Annotated in this window: 21 protein-coding genes; 10 read left to right on the top strand and 11 right to left on the bottom strand. The window is 70.7% G+C overall.

Annotation, left to right across the window (positions count from 1 at the left end):
* Window positions 1-65: 65 nt before the first annotated feature.
* Entirely contained in the window at window positions 66-1,262 is a 1,197-nt protein-coding gene (locus tag IF655_RS22520; RefSeq protein WP_206776286.1) for a glycoside hydrolase family 64 protein, read from the top strand.
* Between the two features lie 79 nt (window positions 1,263-1,341).
* Here IF655_RS22520 and IF655_RS22515 read toward each other — a convergent pair whose 3' ends face one another.
* The gene (locus IF655_RS22515) at window positions 1,342-3,750 is read right to left on the bottom strand and encodes a M4 family metallopeptidase (RefSeq protein WP_199586869.1); all 2,409 of its coding nucleotides are present in this window, start codon (window positions 3,748-3,750) and stop codon (window positions 1,342-1,344) included.
* Window positions 3,751-4,071: 321 nt separating this feature from the next.
* On the bottom strand, window positions 4,072-4,920 hold the full coding sequence (locus IF655_RS22510) for a helix-turn-helix domain-containing protein (protein ID WP_199586867.1): 849 nt from the start codon (window positions 4,918-4,920) through the stop codon (window positions 4,072-4,074).
* 188 nt (window positions 4,921-5,108) lie between these two features.
* Here IF655_RS22510 and IF655_RS22505 point away from each other — a divergent pair, with 188 nt between their 5' ends.
* A complete protein-coding gene (locus tag IF655_RS22505; protein ID WP_199586865.1) occupies window positions 5,109-6,149 on the top strand; it encodes an LLM class flavin-dependent oxidoreductase in 1,041 nt (346 codons plus the stop codon).
* Here the strand turns inward: IF655_RS22505 and IF655_RS22500 are convergent, their stop codons facing one another.
* On the bottom strand, window positions 6,150-7,112 hold the full coding sequence (locus IF655_RS22500; RefSeq protein WP_199586863.1) for a TauD/TfdA family dioxygenase: 963 nt from the start codon (window positions 7,110-7,112) through the stop codon (window positions 6,150-6,152).
* 360 nt (window positions 7,113-7,472) lie between these two features.
* Between IF655_RS22500 and IF655_RS22495 the strand changes: the two genes are divergently transcribed.
* Entirely contained in the window at window positions 7,473-8,081 is a 609-nt protein-coding gene (locus tag IF655_RS22495) for a hypothetical protein (protein ID WP_199586861.1), read from the top strand.
* 77 nt (window positions 8,082-8,158) lie between these two features.
* Here the strand turns inward: IF655_RS22495 and IF655_RS22490 are convergent, their stop codons facing one another.
* The gene (locus IF655_RS22490) at window positions 8,159-8,626 is read right to left on the bottom strand and encodes a peroxiredoxin (RefSeq protein WP_206776284.1); all 468 of its coding nucleotides are present in this window, start codon (window positions 8,624-8,626) and stop codon (window positions 8,159-8,161) included.
* Entirely contained in the window at window positions 8,623-9,006 is a 384-nt protein-coding gene (locus IF655_RS22485) for a hypothetical protein (protein ID WP_199586859.1), read from the bottom strand. Before IF655_RS22485 ends, IF655_RS22490 begins: the two co-directional genes overlap by 4 nt.
* Before the next feature lie 183 nt (window positions 9,007-9,189).
* On the opposite strand from IF655_RS22485, the gene IF655_RS22480 reads away from it, so the two are divergent.
* Window positions 9,190-10,143, top strand: coding sequence for an ATP-dependent DNA ligase (locus IF655_RS22480; protein ID WP_199586993.1), 954 nt, complete (start codon window positions 9,190-9,192; stop codon window positions 10,141-10,143).
* Between the two features lie 116 nt (window positions 10,144-10,259).
* Window positions 10,260-11,036, top strand: coding sequence for an NPP1 family protein (locus IF655_RS22475; RefSeq protein ID WP_199586857.1), 777 nt, complete (start codon window positions 10,260-10,262; stop codon window positions 11,034-11,036).
* A gap of 66 nt (window positions 11,037-11,102) precedes the next feature.
* Here the strand turns inward: IF655_RS22475 and IF655_RS22470 are convergent, their stop codons facing one another.
* The 4 genes from IF655_RS22470 to IF655_RS22455 form a co-directional block, all read right to left on the bottom strand.
* Entirely contained in the window at window positions 11,103-11,627 is a 525-nt protein-coding gene (locus tag IF655_RS22470; protein WP_199586855.1) for a hypothetical protein, read from the bottom strand.
* 222 nt (window positions 11,628-11,849) lie between these two features.
* Window positions 11,850-12,695, bottom strand: coding sequence for an ABC transporter permease (locus tag IF655_RS22465; RefSeq protein ID WP_199586853.1), 846 nt, complete (start codon window positions 12,693-12,695; stop codon window positions 11,850-11,852).
* Window positions 12,655-13,500 (bottom strand): ABC transporter ATP-binding protein, encoded by an 846-nt coding sequence (locus tag IF655_RS22460; protein ID WP_199586852.1) that lies wholly within the window; start codon window positions 13,498-13,500, stop codon window positions 12,655-12,657. The genes IF655_RS22465 and IF655_RS22460 overlap by 41 nt, the downstream gene beginning before the upstream one ends.
* Entirely contained in the window at window positions 13,494-14,006 is a 513-nt protein-coding gene (locus tag IF655_RS22455) for a MarR family winged helix-turn-helix transcriptional regulator (protein WP_199586851.1), read from the bottom strand. The genes IF655_RS22460 and IF655_RS22455 overlap by 7 nt, the downstream gene beginning before the upstream one ends.
* A gap of 174 nt (window positions 14,007-14,180) precedes the next feature.
* On the opposite strand from IF655_RS22455, the gene IF655_RS22450 reads away from it, so the two are divergent.
* Window positions 14,181-14,972, top strand: coding sequence for an RNA polymerase sigma factor SigF (locus tag IF655_RS22450; protein WP_199586850.1), 792 nt, complete (start codon window positions 14,181-14,183; stop codon window positions 14,970-14,972).
* A 286-nt stretch (window positions 14,973-15,258) separates the two neighbouring features.
* Window positions 15,259-16,074 carry a VOC family protein gene (locus IF655_RS22445; protein WP_199586849.1) on the top strand — a complete coding sequence of 272 codons (816 nt, stop codon included), beginning with the start codon at window positions 15,259-15,261 and terminating at the stop codon, window positions 16,072-16,074.
* Window positions 16,075-16,157: 83 nt separating this feature from the next.
* Here the strand turns inward: IF655_RS22445 and glgX are convergent, their stop codons facing one another.
* Window positions 16,158-18,299, bottom strand: coding sequence for a glycogen debranching protein GlgX (gene glgX, locus IF655_RS22440; protein WP_199586848.1), 2,142 nt, complete (start codon window positions 18,297-18,299; stop codon window positions 16,158-16,160).
* Complete coding sequence (locus IF655_RS22435) at window positions 18,296-18,793, bottom strand: pep a2 (protein ID WP_199586847.1); 498 nt, start codon at window positions 18,791-18,793, stop codon at window positions 18,296-18,298. The genes glgX and IF655_RS22435 overlap by 4 nt, the downstream gene beginning before the upstream one ends.
* 303 nt (window positions 18,794-19,096) lie before the next feature.
* Between IF655_RS22435 and IF655_RS22430 the strand changes: the two genes are divergently transcribed.
* The 3 genes from IF655_RS22430 to IF655_RS22420 form a co-directional block, all read left to right on the top strand.
* Window positions 19,097-19,396: a DUF5133 domain-containing protein gene (locus tag IF655_RS22430; RefSeq protein WP_018546029.1), complete on the top strand. Its 300-nt coding sequence runs from the start codon at window positions 19,097-19,099 to the stop codon at window positions 19,394-19,396.
* Window positions 19,397-19,503: 107 nt separating this feature from the next.
* Window positions 19,504-21,498 (top strand): alpha-1,4-glucan--maltose-1-phosphate maltosyltransferase, encoded by a 1,995-nt coding sequence (locus tag IF655_RS22425; protein ID WP_199586846.1) that lies wholly within the window; start codon window positions 19,504-19,506, stop codon window positions 21,496-21,498.
* Window positions 21,495-22,401, top strand: a 907-nt coding sequence (locus IF655_RS22420; RefSeq protein ID WP_242488871.1) for an alpha-amylase family glycosyl hydrolase, incomplete at its 3' end; no start/stop codon positions are given. The genes IF655_RS22425 and IF655_RS22420, both read left to right, overlap by 4 nt.

Genomic DNA, 22,401 nt, shown 5'->3' with positions numbered 1-22,401 from the left:
GAGCGCTCTCATGCAGGTACGGACCAATTTCCGTTCCGCCCCGATCCCCACACGGAGGTGGAGAGTTGACTCGAAGAATCCCGCGGTTCGCGACGAGCGCGGCGGCTGTGGCCGCCCTGGTCGGCGGGGTGGTCGTGTTCGGTGCGCCGCAGCAGGCCAGTGCGGCGGTGCCGGACACGATCCCGCTCCAGATCACGAACAACTCGGGCCGGGGTGACCAGGTCTACATCTACGACCTGGGCACCCAGTTGTCCTCGGGACGCCAGGGCTGGGCCGACGCGAACGGCGGCTTCCACGCCTGGCCCGCGGGCGGCAACCCGCCGACCCCCGCGCCCGACGCCTCGATCGCCGGGCCAGGTCCCGGCCAGACCGCCACGATCCGGATACCGAAGTTCTCCGGCCGGATCTACTTCTCCTACGGCAAGAAGCTCGACTTCCGGCTCACCACCGGCGGTCTGGTCCAGCCGGCCGTGCAGAACCCCTCGGACCCCAACCGCGACACCCTGTTCAGTTGGTCCGAGTACACGCTGAACGACGGCGGTCTGTGGCTCAACAGCACGCAGGTCGACATGTTCTCGGCGCCGTACGCGGTCGGGGTCAAGCGTGGTGACGGGTCGACCGTCAGCACGGGTCACCTCAAGTCCGGTGGCTACACGAACGTGCTGAACACGCTGCGCGGCAAGTCCGGTTGGTCGGGCCTGGTCCAGACCCGCTCGGACGGCACCGTGCTGCGCGCGCTCTCCCCGCTGTACGGCGTGGAGACCGGGGCGCTGCCCTCCAACGTGATGGACGACTACGTCAACCGGGTCTGGCAGAAGTACTCCTCGCAGACCCTGACGGTCACGCCGTTCACGGACCAGCCGGGCACCAAGTACTTCGGGCGGGTTTCGGGCAACGTCATGAACTTCACCAACTCCTCCGGCGCGGTCGTGACCAGCTTCCAGAAGCCGGACGCGGGCAGCATCTTCGGCTGCCACAACCTGCTTGACGCGCCGAACGACCAGGTGCGGGGCCCCATCTCCCGTACTCTGTGCGCCGGTTACAACCGCTCCACCCTGCTCACCAACCCCAACCAGCCGGACTCCTCGGACGCCGGTTTCTACCAGGACGGGGTGACGAACCAGTACGCCAAGGCGATTCACTCCCAGATGGCCGACGGCAAGGCGTACGCGTTCGCGTTCGACGACGTCGGCAACCACGAGTCGCTCGTCAACGACGGCAACCCGCAGACGGCGTACCTCACGCTCGACCCGCTGAGCTGAGCGCAGCCCACCCGCACACGACGCGGCCCCCGTGCACGGAAGGTTCCGTGCACGGGGGCCGCGTCGCGGTGTGCGCAGGTCAGCTCGTCGTGAGGGCGGTGTCGTCCACCACGAAGCTGGTCTGGAGCGAGGAGTCCTCGACCCCGTTGAACTTCAGGGTGACCGTCTGGCCCGCCAGCGAGGACAGGTCGAAGGTCTTCTGGGTGTAGCCCGACGCCTTGTTGAGGTTCGAGTACGTCGCCAGCGTGGTCGAACCGGCGGTCACCGTCAGCTTGTCGTACTGCGCGCTGGTGGTGGTCTCCGCCGAGTCGATGTGCAGCCAGAAGGTGAGCGACGCCTTGCAGCCCGCGGGGATCGTCACCGACTGGGACAGCGTGTCGGTGTGCGAGGAGCCGTAGCCGTCGAGCCACGCCTTGTACGAGCCGCCGTGGCTGGCCTGCCCGCTGTCGGTGGTGATGACGCCGCTGCTCGCGGTCCAGCCGGTGTTGCCCGACTCGAAGCCGGGGTTGGCCAGGAGCTGGGTCGAGGAGCAGCCGCCGCCGGTGGCGCTGACCGTCCAGGAGAAGGCAGCGGTGCCGGTCTTGCCCGCCGAGTCGGTCACCGTGACGGTGGTGCTGGAGGTGCCCGCGGTGGTGGGCGTGCCGGAGATCAGACCGGTGGAGCTGTTGATGGACAGCCCGGCGGGGAGCCCCGAGGCGCTGTAGCTGAGCGCGCCGCTGTTGGTGCTGCTCGCCTGGATCTGGAGGCTGACCGCCTTGCCCACGGTGGCGGACTGGCTGCCCGGGTTGGTGACGGTCACCCCGTCGGCGGGCGGGTTGATGTGGCTGCCGACGTTGATCCCGGCGAAGGCGTTGCCGACCGCCGCGTACTCGGCGGAGTTGGCGCCGTAGAGCGCGGTGGCCGCGTTGAGGGCGGCGGTGCGGGCGGCGGCGTAGTTGGTGCTGGACGTCATGTACGTCGTCAGCGCCTTGTACCAGATCTGCAGCGCCTTGGCCCGGCCGATCCCGGTGACGGCGACGCCGTCGGAGGTCGGGCTGTTGTAGGTGACGCCGTTGATGACCTTGGTGCCGCTGCCCTCGGAGAGCAGGTAGAAGAAGTGGTTCGCCGGACCCGAGGAGTAGTGCACGTCGAGTCCGCCGAGGCTGGAGGACCAACTGTCCTTCGACGCGCCGTCCTTGCTCGGCTTGTCCATGTAACGCAGCGGCGTGCCGTCGCCGTTGATGTCGATCTTCTCGCCGATGAGGTAGTCGCCCGGGTCGGAGCTGTTGTTCGCGTAGAACTCCACGCCCGTGCCGAAGATGTCGGAGGTCGCCTCGTTCAACCCGCCCGACTCACCGGTGTAGTTGAGTCCGGCGGTGTTGGAGGTGACGCCGTGGCTCATCTCGTGACCGGCGACGTCCAGCGAGGTCAGCGGGTCGTTGTTGCCCGTGCCGTCGCCGTAGGTCATGCAGAAGCAGGAGTCGTCCCAGAACGCGTTCACGTACGCGTTGCCGTAGTGCGCGCGGGAGTAGGCGCCGACACCGTCGTTCTTGATGCCGCTGCGGCCGAACGTGTTCTTGTAGAAGTCCCACGTCTCCTGCGCGCCGTAGGCGGCGTCCGCGCCCGCCGTGGCGGCGTTGGACGTGGTGCCGTTGCCCCAGGTGTCGCTGGTCTGGGAGAACAGCGTGCCGGTGCCGGAGGTGCCGTGGTTGAGATTGTACGTCTTGTGGCCGCCGCGCGTGCTGTCGGTGAGGGTGTAGTTGGAGCCCGACTGCGCGGTGGTCAGCGTGACCTGGCCGCTGTACTGGGTGTTGCCGACACCGGTCTGGATCGCCTGGTAGCGGTACAGCTCCTTGCCGGTGGTCGCGTCGGTGATCACGTGCAGCTTGCTCGGGGTGCCGTCGTCCTGGAAGCCGCCGATCACGGACTCCCAGGCGAGCTTCGGGGTGCCGGAGCCGGCCCAGATCACCTTGCGCGCGCTGTCGGCGGCGGGCTTGTCCGCCTTCAGTGCCTTGGCGGCCTTGAGCGCCGTGGACTGCGCGGCGGACTTGGTGACGGTCGCGGTGGTGGAGGCGACCTTGAGGGTCCGCTTGTTGTTGAAGGTGGTGCTCACCGTGCCCTTGGCCAGGGAGGCGGGCGGGGTGTGCACCACGAGGTCGCCGCCGAGGACCGGCAGCCCCGCGTAGGTGCGCTCGTAACGGGTGTGCACGGTGCCGTCGTTGTCCTTGACGACGTCCCGGACGACCAGCTTCTCCTTGGCGCCGAGGCCGAGGGTGCGGGCGGTCTGGGTGGTGGCGCCCTTGGCGCTCTTGAGGAGCGCGGCGTGCTGGGCGGGGGTGAGCTTGGCCTCCAGACCGCCGGTGCGCAGCGGGCTGGGGTGGGGGGCGGCGGGCCGGGCTGCCGCGGGGTTCGCCTGGATGCCGACGGCCAGGAAGGCCGCGGTGGAGACCAGGGCGGCTCCGACCGTGGCGCCTCTGCGGGAAAGGCGTCCGTGGGGAAGGCGTCTCACTCGTACTCCTCCTGCTGCGGCCGCCGGGGGCGCGGCCGGTGACAGACCGGGCAGACGGATGTGCTGCCCGGGCGAGCTGAGCTGTGCGGGACCGTGCTGTGCGACGAGACGTGAAGCGTGAAGAGCGTGGGAAGGATGTGCGTACCGGGCGAGAATGGCACCGTTGACCAGCACATGTCATCCACGACGAGGGCAACCGAGGGTTTTCCCTAGGGCTCGCAAAGCGCCCGTAACACGCTGGTGATCCTCAAACCTCGGTCGGCAAAGCCTTCTTGACGACTCGTCAAAGAAACGGCAAGACGGGTGAGGGAGGGGCGGCGGTCAGGCGCGGCGAGCGGCCGGGGACTGCGCGAGGCGCCGCAGGGCGTCCTCGGAGGAGCTGCCGGGCCGGGCGGTCCACACGACGATGTGCTGGTCGGGCGCGGTGGAGCTGGTCAGCGTGTCCCAGTCGAGGACGAGGATGCCGGCCACGGGGTGGCGGAACACCTTGCTCCCGGTGCCCTGGACGGCGACCTCGCGCGCCTGCCACCAGCGCTGGAAGTCGCTGTAGGCGGACATCCGGGCCAGCAGCGCGCGCAGCCGGGGGTCGTCGGGGCGGCGCGCGGTGTGCATCCGCAGATACGCCACGCACGCCCGAGCCCCGGCGCGCCAGTCGTCGTAGCGGGCGCGCATCTCGGGGTCCGAGAAGAGCAGCCAGATGTAGTTGCGGTCCCGCTCGGGGTGCCTGCCGAAGTCGGTGAACAGGGCGGCGGCGAGCCGGTTCCAGGCGAGGACGTCCATGGTCCCGGACAGCACCAGCGCCGGGGACGCGGTGAGCTGGTCCAGCAGCCTGCGGGTGTGCGGGGTGACGGCGCGCCCCGGGCCCGGGGGCGGATCGAACGGCGGTCGTCCGGCCAGCCCGAACAGATAGGCGCGCTGGTCGCCGGTGAGCCGCAGGGCGCGGGCGAGCGCGTCCAGGACGGGCGCCGAGGCCCGCATCCGTCCCTGCTCGACCCGGGTGTAGTAGTCGGTGCTGATCGACGCCAGCCGGGCGACCTCCTCGCGGCGCAGACCCGCCACGCGGCGCGGGGTGCCGGTGTCGGGCAGCCCCACCTGCGCCGGGTCCAGCTCGGCCCGCCGGGCCCGTAGATAGGTGCCCAGCCCCTTCGGGTCGCCGCTGACGCCGCTCATGTCTCCAGTGTGGCAGCGCCGGGCGCGGGACGCGGGGTCGGCGGGAAGCGGCCCGCACAGCCCGTGATCGACCACCGCGCCGTTTTTCCGATCACACGGTTGTCACATTCAACTGCGAGAATCGGTTCGTTCCCGGCCGAGTGGGGTCGGAGCGCTCTCCGAGTGCCGTACGAGTGGTGGAGGAGGCCGTGGCGTCCATGTCGCGTCCGCTGCGCAAGCTGGGGTTTCTGACGATCGGGCTGTTCGACCCGGCGGATCCCGCCCGGGGTCACACGGACACGCTGGAGATCATCGAGCTGGGCGAGCGGCTGGGCTTCGACAGCGCGTGGGTGCGGCACCGGCACCTCCAGTACGGCATCTCGTCGCCGGTCGCCGTGCTCGCCGCCGCCTCGCAGCGCACCCGGCGCATCGAGCTGGGCACCGCGGTGATCCCGCTGGGCTGGGAGAACCCGCTGCGTCTCGCCGAGGACCTGGCCACGGTGGACGTGCTCTCCGGCGGTCGCCTGAACGCCGGGGTCAGCGTGGGACCGCCGATCCACTACGACCAGGTCAGGGAGGCGCTGTATCCGGTCTCCGCCGAGGCGGAGGATTTCGGGTACGGGCGGGTGCGGCGCCTGCTCGACTTCGTCGCGGGCGAGCGGGCCACGGACTTCAAGGGCGCCGAGGGCTTCGAGCAGTACTCCGACGTCGTCCAGCCGCACTCCCCCGGTCTCGCCCGGCGCATGTGGTACGGCGGCGGCAGCCTGGCCTCGGCGCGCTGGGCCGGCGAGCAGGGCATGAACCTGCTCACCAGCAGTGTCGTCAAGGCCGAGGACCCGGACGCGCCGCTGGACTTCGCGGCGATCCAGCTCGCCCAGATCCGGGAGTTCCGCGCCCGGCACCCCGAGGGGGAGGCGGCCCGGGTCTCCCAGGGTCTGGTGGTGATACCGACCGACTCCGCGACGGCCGAACAGCGGGCGCGGTACGCCGAGTTCGCCGCCGCCCGGCTGCCCCGCACGACCTCGCCGCAGGGTCCGGCGCGGCTGCTGTTCGCGCCGGACCTGGTGGGCACCAGCGAGGAGATCGCCGGGCGACTGCACGCGCACGCCGCATTCCGTGAGGTGGACGAGGTGGCGTTCGCACTGCCGTTCACCTTCCGGCACGAGGACTACGTGCAGATCCTCACCGACATCGCGACGAAGCTCGCTCCGGCGCTGGGGCGCCCCGACAGCGGGCACCCCGGCGGCTGATCACCAGCGCCCCGGCTCCGTACCCGTGAGCGCCTCGGACGGCCTGCCGTCCACCCCGACCGGCACCTCGCCCGCGAGCATCACCCGGTGCATGATCCGGGGGTGGTCGAGGTGGGCGTTGTCGCTGGGCGCCAGGTGCACGGTGGCCCGGTTGTCCCAGAAGGCGACACTGCCCGGCGCCCAGCGGAAGCGGACGGTGTACTCGGGGCGTACGACCTGCTCCAGGAGCATCTCCAGCAGGGCGGCGCTCTCGGGGCGGGAGACGTCCTCGATCTGCTCGACGTAGTAGCCGTTGACGAAGAGCACCCGCTCGCCGGTCTCCGGGTGGACGCGGACCAGCGGGTGCACGGAGGCGACCTGGTGGTCCAGGAGACGGCGGAGATAGGCGTCGTCGCCGGGGCGGGGCTGGTAGCCGACGCCGAGCCGGTGTTCGGCGCGCAGGCCGTCCACGAAGGCGCGCACCGGCGCGGACAGACCCGCGTAGGCGGCGGCGAGGTTGGCCCAGGTGGTGTCGCCGCCGTAGGGCGGTACGGTCTCGGCACGCAGGATGGTGGCGGCGGGCGGGTCGACGCGGGCGCCGTGGTCGCAGTGCCAGCCGCGCAGCAGGGTGTGCCGACGGCGGCGCAGCCACTCGTCCTGCTCCATGCCGAAGCGGCCGCCCAGCTCCAGCCGGTCGGCGGTGGTCTCGACCTCGGGGAAGCCCTCCGGCGAGGCGCTGCCCCGGCGGCCGAGGACGACCGGCTCGCCGAAGCGGCGGGCGAAGGCGACGTGCGCGGCGTGGTCGAGGTGCTGGTCCCGGAAGAACACCACCTTCCAGCGCAGCACCGTCTCCCTGATCAGCTCCGCCACCGCGTCGTCGAGCGGCGCGGCGAGGTCCACGCCGGTGATCTCGGCGCCGATGTGCCCGGCCACCGGCAGCACCTCCACGCCCTTGATCGGGTCCACCACGCTGTCCGTCGTCATGTGTCGCTCCCTGGTCTTCGTCCGTGGTCCCAGGGTGATCGTGTCAGCCGGACGCCCTTTCTGGCGACAGTGCCCGGAGGTACGGTCTCCGGGCGCGACTGCGGATCAGGCGCGGGTAATTCCGCCGCGCTCTTCGAGACGCACGCCGAATGAAGCGTCTTGCGTCGCTCCTCGAAGGCGCAATGGGCGACATCTGCCGCAAACTCTCTTTTACTTCCTCCACGCCACCCAACACACCGAAACGCAACCGCCGGTACAGCTCAGCAGAGCCCATTCACCCAGCGATTACTGGGCAGTTGACCTGAGGGTTTCGTGATAGTCTCCTCGTTCGAAGGGACCGGGCAAATTGAAAGGGAAATCGTGAACACGGAGAAGATCGCCGCTCGCCGCCTCTCGCTGGAAGAGGTGACGCAGCTCGGCGTGAAGGACAAGGTCTTCGTTTCCGCCGACACGGCAGAACTCAAGCTTCCCGGCTGCTATGTCCCCGCTTTTCTGACGAAGTCCGGTGAGGATTTCGAGGGCGGCTCGATAACGGCGAGGACCATATTCCAGGAAGAGGTCTCCTGCCTTCCCGACGACGAGAACGAAGCCGGGATCTACCTGGCCGACGAGAACGGCTCGGCGACCATCGAGGTCCTCCAGTCCGCCGGCGTCGTCCTGGACCTGGCGCTCTTCGTCCCCAGCGGGGACAAGGGAGCCCTCTCGGCCCTTTACGCCGCGGCACGGCAGGCGTTCGGCGCCGACGTCGTGCAGATCTGGCGCCAGGGCCTCAAGGAGGTCCCCGACGTCAAGGTCGACATCTTCGAGGAGCAGATCCCCCGGGGTCGCAAGGGCGGCGACAGCCCCAAGCGTGACCGTCGTGCGATCGACACCTACCCCACCCGTGCGGACTTCATCGAATTCACCGCGGGCTGGAAGCCGGTCGTCGAGGTCCACCGGCCGGTTGTCGACGACACCCCGACCATCTGAGGCGGCATCTCCTCTTTCCCGGTCCGGGAGAACGTCTCTCCCGGACCGGTGGAACGCCGAAGCACCGTTCCACTCGATTAGGCGCGGGCGGCCCGCAGGGCGGCCAGCGCCCGGTCGGCGTGGGTGTTCATGCGCAGTTCGCTGCGGACGATCTCCAGGACGGTGCGGTCGGCTCCGATGACGAAGGTGGCCCGCTTGGTGGGGGCGAGCGAGAAACCCCGCTTCACGCCGAAGCGCTCGCGGACCGTGCCGTCGGCGTCGGAGAGCAGCGTCATCCCGAGCGTGTGCTTGTCGGCGAACTCCCGCTGCCGGTCCACCTCGTCGCCGCTGATGCCGACGGGACGCGCCCCGACCTCTGCGAACTCGGCGGCGAGGTCGCGGAAGTGGCACGCCTCGGCGGTGCAGCCGGCGGTGAGGGCGGCGGGATAGAAGAAGAGCACCACGGGCCCGTCCGCGAGCAGCTCGCTCAGACGGCGGGTGGTGCCGGACTCGTCGGGGAGCGCGAAGTCCTCGACGGTGTCCCCGATCCGGATCTCGGCGCTCATGCGCGTCCCTCCCCGGCGCGGGCGGCGACGCCGCGGGCCCACAGCACCAGCGGCACCTGGAGGGGCAGCCGGGCGAGGGCGGCGTTGCGCTGCGGGGCGGGACGGTTCCGCCAGTCCACGGCCATCTGCACGTTCGCCGGGAACACCCCGACGAAGAACGCGGCGGCGGCTTTCGCGGCCAGCGGCCGGGTGCGGCGCGCGGCGATACCCGCGGCGAGGGCGAGTTCGACGGCTCCGCTGCCGTAGGTCCAGGCACGGCGGGAGCCGGGCAGCGCCTTCGGGATGGTCGCGTCGAACGGGCGCGGAGCGGCGAAGTGGGCGACCCCGGCGGCGGCCAGGAGACCGGCCAGCAGCAGGGGTGAGCGTTCGGACCGGGGCATGGTGCCTCCTCCAGGTGACCTGACGCCGGATATTACTGCACGGTAGGCGCTGCGCGGATCACGGGGCACCGCGCGGGGACGGGCGGCGCGGGCCGTTCGGGGGAAACCGCGCCCTGACGTGCGTGGAAGCGCCTCCGGCGGTCGAGATCTTCAGCCGTGACCACCCTGCCCCTCGTCGCGCCGATGCTCGCCACTCCCGGCACGCTGCCGCCCCCGGCGCAGGACCACCGGTGGGCGTACGAGACCAAGCAGGACGGTCAGCGGGTGATGGTGTACCTGCCCGGCGACGGCACGGTGCTGCTGCGCGCCCGCTCGGGCGAGGACATCACCGCCGCCTATCCCGAACTCGCCCCGCTCGGTACGGCGTTGGGCTCCATCCCGGCGGTGCTCGACGGCGAGGTGCTCGCCCTGGACGAACAGGGCCGGGCCGACTTCCAGTTGCTCCAGGGCCGGATGGGTCTCGCCCACTCCCCCGCGCTCGCGGCCCGCCGGGCCGGTCAGGTGCCGGTCCATCTGGTGCTGTTCGACGTGCCCTTCCTGAGCGCCCCGCTCCTGCGCACGCCCTACGCGCGGCGGCGGACGGCGCTGGAGGACCTGGGGCTCGACGGACCCCACTGGTCGGTGCCGGGCGCGATGGTGGGGCACGGCGCGGAGGCGCTGCGCACGACCCGGGAGCACGGTCTTGAGGGGCTGGTCTGCAAGCGGCTGGACTCGGCGTACGAGCCGGGGGTGCGCTCCCGCGTCTGGATCAAGATCCGTAATCAGCGCAGCGTGGACGTGATCGTGGGCGGCTGGCTGCCCGGCAAGGGGCGCCTGTCGGGGCTGCCCGGTGCGGTGCTGCTCGGTCAGCGCGGCGGCGGGCGGCTGCGGTACGCGGGACGGGTGGGCACCGGCTGGAGCGAGGCGGAACGCGTCGAACTGGCTGCGCTGCTTGCCGAGTTGGCGAGCGAGGAGTGCCCCTTCGACCCGGTGCCGAGGATCGCGGAGGCGCGCTGGGTGCTGCCCCGGCTGGTCGGCGAGGTCGGCTACAGCACCCGCACCCGCGCGGGGCTGCTGCGTCAGCCGACGTGGCTGCGGATGCGCCCGGATCTGACGCCCGAGGAGTCGGCGGCGGATGTGCCGGAGGGCACCGACTGAGGCGGAGGGTGTTCCTTCGGCCAGGGTTCACCGGTGGGACACCCGGGGTGACACGGGAGCGCACACCTGTGCCAGGATGCTGAACTCCCTTACCCCCCAACCGAGTTGGAGACTCAGTGGCTTCGTTCACGTCCCCACGGAGACGCGGCGGATGGCTGGCCGCGCTCACCGGCGCCGCCACGCTCGTGCTCACCACCCCCGCCTTCGCCGCCGGTGGCCCTCCGCAGGCTCTGCCGCAGAACGCGGAGGCAGATGAGCTGAAGTACCAGCCCGCGTTCGACTACGACACCGACGGCTGCTACTCGACCCCGGCGATAGGTCCCGACGGCACCATCAACCCGGGACTGAACCCGACCGGCGCGCTCAACGGCAACTGCCACGACGCGTCCGACCTGGACAACACCAACAGCTACTCGCGCTACAAGTGCAACAACGGCTGGTGCGGCTATCTGTACACGCTGTACTTCGAGAAGGACCAGGCGCTGCCCGGTGTCAGTCTCGGCGGCCACCGCAACGACTGGGAGCACGTGGCGGTCTGGGTGCAGGACGGCCAGGTGAAGTACGTCTCGACGTCCAACCACGGCAAGTTCACCGTGCACCCCGTCTCCGAGGTCCGCTTCGAGGGCACGCACGCCAAGGCCGTCTACCACAAGGACGGCATCAGCACCCACTGCTTCCGGCTGGCCAACTCCAACGACGAGCCGCCGGAGAACGACAAGCACACCTGGCAGTACCCGCCGCTGGTCGGCTGGAACGGCTACCCGCCCGGGCTGCGCGACAAGCTCAGCTCCTACGACTTCGGGAGCGCCAACTTCCCGCTGAAGGACGCCAGTTTCGCCTCGCACCTCACCGCGGCGAAGCCGTCCGGGATTCCGTTCGATCCGAACGCCTGACAGACCGGGGGCGGTTCACCGCTGCCGGTGAACCGCCCCTCGTGTCGGCTGATGTCGTGGGACGCCTCAGGCGCCGCCGGGCTCGGCCTGGTCCCTGAGGAAGGCGGCCAGTTCGTGCGCGAGGCTCACGGCCCCGGCGCTCGCGGCGGTCGCGGCAGGCTGCGTCTCGGTGATCCCCACGCCCCCGGTCCACAGCCGGCGGTCGGCCCACTCCTCGTCCACGCGCGGCTGCACCTGGACGTCGACGTGGGTGAGGGCGGTCTCGGGCGCCGCCGCGCACAGGACGGCGGTGGCCCGGCGCAGCGGGTGGACGTCGAAGCCCTCGATGAACTGGGAGTTGCGCCAGTCGATGAAGGCGCCCTCGCCGTCGGGACCGACGCGGACGTCGATCTGACCGTCCTCGAGCTGCACGCCGTAGGGGCGCGTGCCCCGGTTCTCGAAGGTCACCCGGAGACCGAAGTAGGTGAGCCCGGCGGCGGCGTCGTCGCGCCCGCGCGGCGGCTCGGTGCGCTCCAGGCGGTGGACGCGGACCCGCAGACCGGCGAAGTCCTCGTACTCCTGCCAGTCACCGACCACGTTCGGCTCGTACACGGTTCCCCTCTCGACCATCCGGGAGCTGCTGTCTATCTGTGGGCCGAGCGCACTGTCAAATAAGCCGAATACGGCGTGGCCTGGCGGTTCGCCCGGTTTGATCGGTGATCAAGCCCTGCGCAGGAGGAACGGCATGGGAGGGGGTTCCATGCCGCGGACCTCGCGTGCCGCACATCACGTCCGGTCCCGGCCGACACGCCGCGCGGCCAGGCCCGGCGCGGATCAGCGCACCAGTCGGCCGAGCAGGGAGGAGGCGGCCGTGATGCCGAGGACGGCGGCCAGCGCGAGCACGCCGAAGTCGGCCGGAAGGTGGGCGGGGGTGCCGAGCAGCAGTCCGCGCAGGGCGTCCACCTGATAGCTGAGCGGGTTCACCCGACTGACGGCCTGGAGCCAGCCGGGCATCACCGAGACGGGGTAGAGCGCGTTGGACCCGAAGAACAGCGGCATAGTGATCGCCTGTCCGAAGCCCATCAGCCGGTCGCGGCTGAGCACGATGCCCGCGATGGTCATGGACAGGCACGAGAAGAACACGGCGCCGAGGATCACGGCGACGGCGACCCCGAGGAGCTTGAGCGGGTTCCAGGTGAGGGCGACCCCGAGCAGGGCGGCGATCACGATCACGACGACGGCCTGGATCAGCGACTTCACCCCCGCCGCGAACGCCTTGCCGGTGATCAGCGCCGAGCGCGGGGTGGGCGTGACGAGCAACTTGTCCAGGGTGCCCGCGTCGCGCTCCCAGATGATCTGAATGCCGTAGAAGATCGCGATGAACATCGCGGACTGGGCGATGATGCCGGGCGCCAGGAAGTCGATGTAGGGGATGCCCCCGGTGGGGATCGCCCGGATACGGGTGAAGGTCTGGCCGAAGATCAGCAGCCAGAGGGCGGGCTGGACGGCGCGCGTGTACAGCTCGGTGCGGTCGTGGCGCAGCTTCTGCAGCTCGACGGCGCACATCGCGGCGACCCGGGTGGGCAGCAGCAGAAGGCCGGATCGCGGGCGGGGCGGCCCGCTCGGCGCGGGGACGCGCTCAGCCGACTCGGCGCGCGGTGCGGCGGGTGCTCCGGACATCGCGGAAATCTCCTCCCGTTCGGTCGTCGAGACCGCTTCCGGCGACGTCCCGGAAGACGTCCTCCAACGTGGGCACGGTGTCGGTGCCCAGCCGTTCGGCCAGACCCCGGCGCAGCTCGGCGGGGGTGCCAAGGGCGCGGACGCGGCCGTGGTGCATGAGGCCGACGCGGTCGCAGTACTGGTCGGCCTCGTCCATGTAGTGAGTGGTGAGCAGGACGGTCATGCCGGTGGCGGCGCGTACGGAGTCGATGTGCTCCCAGACGCCGGTGCGGGCGATGGGGTCGAGTCCGATGGTGGGCTCGTCGAGGATGAGCAGCCGGGGCTCGCTGACCAGTGCCTGGGCGAGTTCGAGGCGGCGGACCATGCCGCCGGAGTAGGTGCCCGCGAGCCGGTCGGCGGCGTCGCTGAGTCCGACGGCGTCCAGGGCGTGGGCGACGCGCTCGGCGCGCTCGCGGCGCGGCACGTCGAAGACGCGGGCGAAGAGGACGACGTTCTCGCGTCCGGTCAGTCCACTGTCGGCCGAGAGCCGCTGGGGGACGTAGCCGATCATGCGGCGCACGTCCATGCGTTCGCGGGCGGCGTCGTGCCCGAAGACGCGGACGGCACCGGCGGGGACCGGCAGCAGGGTGGTGATGCAGCGGATGGCGGTGGTCTTGCCCGCGCCGTTGGGTCCGAGCAGTCCGAACACCTCGCCCTCGCGGACGGTCAGGTCGAGTCCGTCGACGGCTCGGGTGCCGCCGAAGGCGTAGTTCAGTCCCGTGCAGGTCACGGCCGCGCCGGGGGCGGCCGGGTCGTCGCTCACCATGGTTCCTCGGTCTCCCTCGGGGCGTGTCGGTCCGCGCCGGTGTCCTCGGGTTCCTCGTGCAGGGCGGTGGCCAGTCTGCGCAGCGCGGGGAGCGCGGCGCGCAGCGCCTCGCGGTCGTCCGCGTCGAGCGCTGCCACCTCCTGCCCGACCAGTTCGGCGCGGCGGCGGCGCCACTCTCCCAGCCGTCCGGACGCGGCCGGGGTGAGCCGCAGCCGGGCGGCGCGGCGGTCGGCGGGGTCGGTCTCGCGGAGCAGATAGCCCTCCCGGACCAGCCGGTTGACCAGGGTGGACACGGAGTTCCCGGCCAGGTGCAGGGCGCGGGCGGCCTCGGAGACGCCGAGACCCGGTCGCTCCTCGACCAGCCGCAGCAGTTCGACCTCGGCGCCGCGCAGCCGGGGCGCGGTGAGCCCGGCGCGCAGCCGCCGCCGGAGCAGCCGCTGGACGCGTACCAGGGTGTCGGCCAGCTCCTCCGAGAAGGCGTCGGGACGCTCCCTTTCCTCTGTCACTCCTGGAGATTACCTCTGTTACAGAGGTAATGAAGTCAAGGACAGGTCAAGCACTTCGCACCGTTTGGCGGCTTGTGCACATACTTGTTTTGGTTTGCCGGACATCGGGAAGGCGAACCTCGAGTGCCCCCCGGGGCACATCCGCGACCCAGCACCCGCTGAGAGAAGTGCGCGATGCCTGTCACCGGCAGCACGAAGACTCACCCCCATGACGACGCTCCCGACACGGCGGCGGCCTTCGAGCGGCTCGCCGGGCTGCCCGACGGGCCACGGCGCCGGGCGCTGAGGGACGAGCTGGTCCGGCTGTGGCTGCCCATGGCCGAGCGGATCGCGGTGCGCTTCCGCGGGCGCGGCGAGTCGCTGGAGGATCTCTACCAGGTGGCGGCGCTCGGTCTGGTCAAGGCGGTCGACCACTACGACCCGGAACGCGGTCGCGCCTTCGAGGCGTACGCGGTCCCGACCATCACCGGCGAGATCAAGCGGCACTTCCGTGACCACATGTGGACGCTGCACGTCCCCCGGCGCGTGCAGGACCTGCGCAACCGGGTCCGCGTCGCGTGGAAGGAGCTGGCCCAGACCACCTCGGGCCGCGCTCCCACGGTAGAGGAGCTAGCCGAGCGCACCGGTCTCACCGAGGACGAGGTGCGCACCGGCATGGAGGCGCTGGAGTGCTTCTCCGCGCTCTCGCTGGACGCCGAGGTGGCCGGCACCGAGGGCTTCGCGCTCGGTGACTGCCTCGGGGAGCCGGACCCCGGGTTCGACCTGGTCGTGGACCGGGTGGCGGTCAGCCCGTTCCTCGCCGCGCTGCCCGAGCGCGAGCGCACCATCCTCTATCTGCGGTTCTTCCGGGGCATGACCCAGAGCCGCATCGCCGACCAGCTCGGGATCTCGCAGATGCACGTGTCCCGGCTGCTCACGGGCTGCTTCGACCGGCTGCGCGAGGAACTGCTCGCGGAAGCGGGCTGAACGGACGCCGGACCGGAAGCGGACCGGGCGGAGGCGAGCGCCGATCCGCACCGCGATTTCACCCCTTCGGGTCTCCCCCGTCACCCCCGCCCTTCACTTTCTTTCACTCGTTCGGACTACTCGCCCCCGCACTCACCGCGATCCCGTACAGCCGTGGGGCGGCGGTGTCGGACGCCCCTGCCTGCCCGGGCGTTGCCGGGGTACTCGGGAGGCATTCGACCCCCGTCCGGCCGGACACTGGTGCGGACCGGTGGCCGCCCGGCCCCGAGAGCAGGACGCGACTGCCATGAATCACGACACAGCCGTCAGCGGTGGACCGAGGAAGCGGAAGGACGCCCCCTCGACGCATTCCTTCTTCGGCGCACCCTGCTGGGTGAGCCTGACCAGCCGCGACCTGCAGGCCACCGAGGAGTTCTACACGGCCGTGCTCGGCTGGCGCTGGCGCGAGGCGGAACTGGGCGACCGGTTCCGGGTCGCGCTCGCGGGCGGGGTGCCGGTGGCCGGCATCGCCGCCGTGGCCACGATGTGGCAGACGGCGGTGGCCTGGACGCCGTACTTCGCGGTGCCGGACGCCGATGTGGCGGCGGCACGCACGCGCGAGCGCGGCGGCACGGCGGCGGTGGGTCCGCTGTCCTTCCCGCCGGGCCGTGCCGCCCTCCTCGCCGACCGCGACGGCGCCACCTTCGGCATCTGGCAGGGCGAGCTGGTCTCCAACTGGGAGACCTGGCGCCGCTCGGCGCCCACCTTCATCCGGCTGCACACCCGCAACGCCTTCGACTCCGCGATCTTCTACGGCGAGGTCCTCGACTGGGCGACCGGGGCGCCGGGCTGCTGCGAGGTCGAGTACGAGGGCGGCGAGGTGGTGCTGCGCAGCCAGGGCGACGTGGTGGCGCGCATCGACTCGGGCGCGGTGGAGGCGGCCCCCGACCCCTCCGTACGCCCGCACTGGCAGGTCCACTTCGCGGTGTCGGACGTGGCCCGCTGTGCGCGCGGCGCCGAGAAGCACGGCGGCAGCGTGCTGAGCGAGCAGGCGACCGAGGCGGTGCTGCGCGACCCGGACGGGGCGCAGTTCACGGTGACCTCGCGCGACCCCCGTGGCTGACGCGCGCGGTCCTCGTAGCTGACGCGCACACAGGAAGGGGCGCCCACCAACCGGTGGGCGCCCCTTCCTGTGTGCGGGCGGGCTCAACCGCCCCGGGAGGGACGGGAGAGCAGGATCAGGCTGCGGGACTCGACCCGCAGCCTGCTGCCCGCCTTGCGCTCGCGTTCGTCGGGGACGCCGTCGGGGTCGGCGGTGTCGATCAGGGTGGTCCAGCGCTCGCCGTAGGACTCGCCGGGCAGCCGGAAGTCGACCGGTTCCCAGTAGCCGTTGAGGAGGATCAGGAAGGAGTCGTCGACCACGCGCCGTCCGTAGGCGTCTCGTTCGGCAATCGCGTCGCCGTTGAGGAACACGCCGACCGAGTACGCGTCGTCGCGCTGCCAGTCCTGGTCGGACATCTCGCGCGCGTCGGGCCGCAGCCAGACCAGGTCGGGCAGCCGCCGGGCCGCCTTGGCCGCGGGCTCGCCGTGGAAGAACCGGCGTCTGCGCAGCACCGGGTGCCCGGCGCGCAGGGCGATGATCCGGCGGGTGAACTCGGTCAGGCACCGCTGTTCGTCGTCGAGGTCCCAGTCCACCCAGGAGACCTCGTTGTCCTGGCAGTAGGCGTTGTTGTTGCCGCCCTGGGTGCGGCCGAGTTCGTCGCCGTGGGCGAGCATCGGGATGCCCTGGCTCAATAGCAGCGTGGCCAGCAGGTTGCGCTGCTGACGGGCGCGCAGTTCGAGCACGGCGGGGTCGGCGCTCTCGCCCTCGACCCCGCAGTTCCAGGACCGGTTGACGCTCTCGCCGTCCTGGTTGTCCTCGCCGTTGGCCTCGTTGTGCTTGTCGTTGTACGACACGAGGTCGCGCAGGGTGAAACCGTCGTGCGCGGTGACGAAGTTGACGCTGGCGCGCGGTCTTCGCCTGCTGGCCTGGTAGAGGTCGGAGGAGCCGGTCAGCCGGGAGGCGAACTCCCCGAGCGAGCCGGGTTCGGCGCGCCAGAAGTCCCGTACGGCGTCACGGTACTTGCCGTTCCACTCCGACCACAGCGGCGGGAAGTTGCCGACCTGGTAGCCGCCTTCGCCCACGTCCCACGGCTCGGCGATCAGCTTGACGCGGCTGATCACCGGGTCCTGCTGGATCAGGTCGAAGAACGCCGAGAGCCGGTCCACCTCGTGGAACTGCCGGGCCAGGGTTGCCGCGAGGTCGAAGCGGAAGCCGTCGACGTGCATCTCGGTGACCCAGTAGCGCAGCGAGTCCATGATGAGCTGGAGCACGTAGGGGTGGCGCATCAGCAGGCTGTTGCCGGTGCCGGTGGTGTCGTAGTAGTGCGCCCAGTCGCCGTCGACCAGGCGGTAGTACGACGCGTTGTCGATGCCCCGGAAGGAGAGGGTGGGTCCCTGCTCGTTGCCCTCGGCGGTGTGGTTGTAGACCACGTCGAGGATGACTTCGAGTCCGGCCGCGTGCATCGCCTTGACCATGGCCTTGAACTCGTTGACCTGCTGCCCGCGCGAGCCGAGGGCGGCGTAGGCGTTGTGCGGGGCGAAGAAGCCGATGGTGTTGTAGCCCCAGTAGTTGGTCAGCCCCCGGTCGCGCAGCACGCCGTCCTGGGCGAACTGGTGGACCGGCATCAGCTCGACCGCGGTGACTCCGAGCGAGGTGAGGTGCTCGGTGACGGCGGGGTGGGCGAGACCCGCGTAGGTGCCGCGCAGCCGCTCGGGGACCTCGGGGTGGGTGCGGGTCAGCCCGCGCACGTGGGTCTCGTAGATGACCGACTCGGAGTACGGGATGTCCGGCGGCCGGTCGTCGCCCCAGTCGAAGTAGGGGTCGGTGACGACGCCGAGCATGGAGTGCCCGGCGCTGTCGGCCGGGTCCGGTCCCTGGGGGGCGCGTTCGTAGAGGGAGGCGTCGTTGTCGGTCTGACCGTCGACGGCGCGGGCGTAGGGGTCGAGCAGCAGCTTGGTGGGGTTGCAGCGGTTGCCGAGCGAGGGCTGCCAAGGACCGTGCACCCGGTAGCCGTAGCGCTGCCCCGGACCGACGCCGGGCAGGTAGGCGTGCCAGACGAAGCCGTCGACCTCGTGCAGCGGCACCCGCGTCTCGCGCCCCTTGTCGTCCACGAGGCTGAGGTCGACGCGCTCGGCGACCTCGCTGAAGAGGGCGAAGTTGGTGCCCTGTCCGTCGTAGGAGGCGCCCAACGGGTAGGGGTGCCCGCTCCACACGGGCACCCCTTTCCGGGACTTGCGCGCCGTCACCGGGCGCCCGCCAGCACGTCGGGGGCGGCAAGCGCGGCCACGGGCAGCGCCCGGGGCAGGTCGAGCACCCGGCGCAGGCTGGGCACCGGGGCGGTGGCGACCAGCGGGACGCGCTGGTCGGAGCGGGCGCGCTGGGAGAACCAGATCACCTTGCCGCCGCCTGCGGTGGCGCAGCATCCCCAGCCGTCGCTCATCGCCGCGAGGTCCGCGAGGCAGGCCCGCAGGTCCTGGTCGGGGCGCAGCTCCCGGTCGTCGCCGCCGACGGCGGTGATCAGATGCTGGCCGGTCCACCACATCTCGATGGAGGTGGCCTTGTCCGTGGCGTGCCGGTCGATGGCCCGCAGCAGCAGCTCGGTGCCGTGGCGGACGGGACCGACGAGGTTCTCGAGGTCCCAGTAGCGCAGATGGGCGGCCATGATGCGGCTGACCTGTCCCACCCGTTCCGGGCCGACTTCCACGTCGAGGTGGTAGTAGCAGGGCACTGCGGTCTTCATCGTCGCTTGCTCCTCACCGGCGAAGCTCCCGCCCCGTCGCCCCGCTCGGGAGGGATTCCCGGTCACGTGGCGTGAGCTCCGATCGCTTCTGAGTCACTCCCACAGTGCGGGGGCTACGCCATTCGTGCAACACGAGCATCACGAACGGCCGGGTCGTTGAAGCTCCAACAGGACGATGCGTGTGTACGCGTGCACCATGAGTGAAAACCTCGATCGACGTCATGGCGCCGTGCGCTGGTGTGCGCGGTGCCACCCGAGCCTCGGGAACGCGCCCGGTCGAGAGCGGGAAAGGTGAAGTGGGCCATGCTGCTACCGGCCAAGGCCGAAGTGGCCCGGCAGTTGCGGCGTTACCGGGCGTGGGAGCGTGTGATGCTCGCCTCGCCCCACGACCGCACGGTCCGGGGCACCTTCGAGGATTCGGGCTACACCCTGTGCGTGCTGATGGGAAAACGGTGCGCGCGGGAGGCCGCCGACGCGGCCGAGCGGTATCTGCGCTCCACCCTGACCGGCTATCTGCGCGAGCAGGACGGTCGGCCGCGAGGGGACAGGGCGGCGCGACGCGCGCAGTCCCCGGAGCGGCGTTCCACGGCGCCACGGCCCTGAGCTGGCACCGTACATGGCGTTCCCCACGGGGCGGCAGCAGCCGGCCTGTATCGGATCGCGAAGCCGGGCCCGTGTGCCCGGCTTCGCGCACGGCGGAGGTGAGATCCATGCGCAGGACTCCGGCCATCGGCCGCGTACCGGTACGTGATGTCCGGCCGTCCGTGGAATGCGGAAGGCGCCCGGCGAAGGCGGTGACCGGGGAGACGTTCCTGGTGACCGCCACCGTGTTCCGCGAGGGGCACGACGTGGTGGGCGCCAACGTGGTCCTGCGCAATCCCAAGGGCCGGCGCGGTCCTTGGCTGCCGATGCGGGAGCTGTCCCCCGGCAGTGACGTGTGGGGTGCCGAGGTCACGCCGGACATGACGGGCCGCTGGACCTTCCGGGTCGAGGCGTGGAGTCATCCGCTGGCGACCTGGCGGCACGCGGCCGGCATCAAGATCCCGGCGGGCATCGACACCGGTCTGGTCCTGGAGGAGGGCGCGGAGCTGTACGAACGGGCCGCCGCCGGAGTGCCCAAGGGCGCCGAGCGCGACCTGGTCCTGGCTGCCGCCCGCGACCTCGGCGACGACAGCCTCACGGTGGACGACCGGCTGAAGGGCGCCCTGTCGGCGGAGGTGTCGGACCTCCTGGAGCGTTACCCGCTGCGGGAGTTGGTGAGCGCGTCCGACCCGATGCCGCTGCTGGTGGAGCGCGAACGGGCGCTGTACGGCTCCTGGTACGAGTTCTTCCCGCGCTCGGAGGGGACGGTCGAGCAGCCGCACGGCACCTTCCGCACCGCAGAGCGCCGCCTGGAAGCCATCGCCGAGATGGGCTTCGACGTGGTCTACCTCCCGCCGATCCACCCCATCGGCACCACGCACCGCAAGGGCCGCAACAACACGCTGACCGCGACCCCGGACGACGTCGGTGTGCCCTGGGCGATCGGTTCGCCGGAGGGCGGTCACGACAGCGTGCACCCGCAGTTGGGGACGCTGGAGGACTTCGACCATTTCGTGAGCCGGGCGCGGGAGCTGGGACTTGAGGTCGCCCTGGACTTCGCCCTCCAGTGCTCCCCGGACCACCCCTGGGTGGAGAAGCACCCGCAATGGTTCCACCACCGCCCCGACGGCACGATCGCCTACGCCGAGAACCCGCCGAAGAAGTACCAGGACATCTACCCCATCGCCTTCGACGCCGACATGGACGGTCTCGTCACGGAGACCGTGCGCGTCCTGCGGCACTGGATGGAGCACGGGGTCCGCATCTTCCGCGTGGACAACCCCCACACCAAGCCGGTCGTGTTCTGGGAGCGGGTCATCGGGGAGATCAACCGCGCCGACCCCGATGTCCTCTTCCTGGCCGAGGCGTTCACCCGCCCCGCGATGATGCACACCCTCGCGCAGGTCGGCTTCCAGCAGTCGTACACGTACTTCACGTGGCGCAACGGCAAGCGGGAACTGACCGAGTACCTGACCGAGCTGTCCGGGGACGCGGCCGCCTACATGCGCCCCAATTTCTTCACCAGCACCCCGGACATCCTGCACGCCTATCTCCAGCAGGGCGGTCGTCCCGCCTTCGAGGTCCGGGCGGTGCTCGCGGCCACGCTCTCCCCCTCCTGGGGCGTCTACAGCGGCTACGAGCTGTGCGAGAACCAGGCGTTGAAGCCGGGCAGCGAGGAGTACCTCGACTCGGAGAAGTACCAGCTCAAGCCCCGCGACTGGGAGGCGGCCGCCCGCGAGGACCGCACCATCGCCCCCCTCATCACCCGGCTCAACGACATCCGTCGCCGGCATCCCGCGCTACAGCGCCTGCGGAATCTCCGCTTCCATCAGACCGACAACGACTCCGTGCTCGCCTACAGCAAGAGCACGGGGACGGACACGGTCATCGTGGTCGTCAACCTCGACCCGCACCACACCCAGGAGGCCACGGTCTCGTTGGACATGCCGCAACTCGGCCTGGACTGGAACGCCGGCCTGTCCGTCCACGACGAACTGACAGGCGAGACCTACCACTGGGGCCGGACCAACTACGTCCGTCTCAGCCCCGGCCACGCACCCGCGCACGTACTGCACGCCGCCGGGCGGGCGACGCCACAGATCGGAGGGCCTTCAGCGTCATGACCGTGAACGAACCCGTGCCGGACACTTTTGAGGACACTCCCGCCCGGGACCGCGACCCGGAGTGGTTCAAGCGCGCCGTCTTCTACGAGGTCCTGGTCCGCTCCTTCCATGACAGCGACGGCGACGGCATCGGGGACCTGAAGGGTCTCACCGCCAAGCTGGACTATCTCCAGTGGCTCGGCGTCGACTGTCTGTGGCTGCCGCCGTTCTTCAAGTCCCCCTTGCGGGACGGCGGTTACGACGTGGCCGACTACACGTCGGTGCTGCCGGAGTTCGGGGACCTCGCGGACTTCGTGGAGTTCGTGGACGCGGCCCACCAGCGCGGGATGCGCGTGATCATCGACTTCGTCATGAACCACACCAGCGACCAGCACCCGTGGTTCCAGGAGTCGCGCAAGAACCCCGAAGGTCCGTACGGCGACTACTACATGTGGGCCGACGACGACAAGCAGTACCAGGACGCGCGGATCATCTTCGTGGACACCGAGGTCTCCAACTGGACCTTCGACCCGGTGCGCGGCCAGTACTACTTCCACCGCTTCTTCTCGCACCAGCCCGACCTCAACTACGAGAACCCGGCGGTGCAGGAGGAGATCCTGGCCGCGCTGAAGTTCTGGCTGGACCTCGGCATCGACGGCTTCCGTCTCGACGCCGTGCCGTACCTCTACGCCGAGGACGGCACCAACTGCGAGAACCTGCCCGCCACGCACGAGTTCCTGCGGCGCGTCCGGCGCGAGATCGACACGCAGTACCCGGACACCGTGCTGCTCGCGGAAGCGAACCAGTGGCCCGAGGACGTGGTCGACTACTTCGGCGACTACCAAGTGGGCGGCGACGAATGCCACATGGCGTTCCACTTCCCGGTCATGCCGCGCATCTTCATGGCAGTCCGGCGTGAGTCGC

The sequence above is a fragment of the Streptomyces sp. DSM 110735 genome (genome assembly GCF_016482685.1).
Taxonomy (GTDB): Bacteria; Actinomycetota; Actinomycetes; order Streptomycetales; family Streptomycetaceae; genus Streptomyces.
This window is presented reverse-complemented; position numbering and strand designations above follow the sequence as displayed.

What these genes read in the sequence shown, in the direction of transcription:
- IF655_RS22450 (WP_199586850.1), top strand. Translation starts at nt 14,181, where the DNA reads ATGCCTGTCACCGGCAGCACGAAGACTCACCCCCATGACGACGCTCCC.
- IF655_RS22485 (WP_199586859.1), bottom strand. Translation starts at nt 9,006, where the DNA reads ATGCCCCGGTCCGAACGCTCACCCCTGCTGCTGGCCGGTCTCCTGGCC.
- IF655_RS22430 (WP_018546029.1), top strand. Translation starts at nt 19,097, where the DNA reads ATGCTGCTACCGGCCAAGGCCGAAGTGGCCCGGCAGTTGCGGCGTTAC.
- IF655_RS22445 (WP_199586849.1), top strand. Translation starts at nt 15,259, where the DNA reads ATGAATCACGACACAGCCGTCAGCGGTGGACCGAGGAAGCGGAAGGAC.
- IF655_RS22435 (WP_199586847.1), bottom strand. Translation starts at nt 18,793, where the DNA reads ATGAAGACCGCAGTGCCCTGCTACTACCACCTCGACGTGGAAGTCGGC.
- IF655_RS22425 (WP_199586846.1), top strand. Translation starts at nt 19,504, where the DNA reads ATGCGCAGGACTCCGGCCATCGGCCGCGTACCGGTACGTGATGTCCGG.
- IF655_RS22510 (WP_199586867.1), bottom strand. Translation starts at nt 4,920, where the DNA reads ATGAGCGGCGTCAGCGGCGACCCGAAGGGGCTGGGCACCTATCTACGG.
- IF655_RS22465 (WP_199586853.1), bottom strand. Translation starts at nt 12,695, where the DNA reads ATGTCCGGAGCACCCGCCGCACCGCGCGCCGAGTCGGCTGAGCGCGTC.
- IF655_RS22500 (WP_199586863.1), bottom strand. Translation starts at nt 7,112, where the DNA reads ATGACGACGGACAGCGTGGTGGACCCGATCAAGGGCGTGGAGGTGCTG.
- IF655_RS22490 (WP_206776284.1), bottom strand. Translation starts at nt 8,626, where the DNA reads ATGAGCGCCGAGATCCGGATCGGGGACACCGTCGAGGACTTCGCGCTC.
- IF655_RS22460 (WP_199586852.1), bottom strand. Translation starts at nt 13,500, where the DNA reads ATGGTGAGCGACGACCCGGCCGCCCCCGGCGCGGCCGTGACCTGCACG.
- IF655_RS22480 (WP_199586993.1), top strand. Translation starts at nt 9,190, where the DNA reads ATGCTCGCCACTCCCGGCACGCTGCCGCCCCCGGCGCAGGACCACCGG.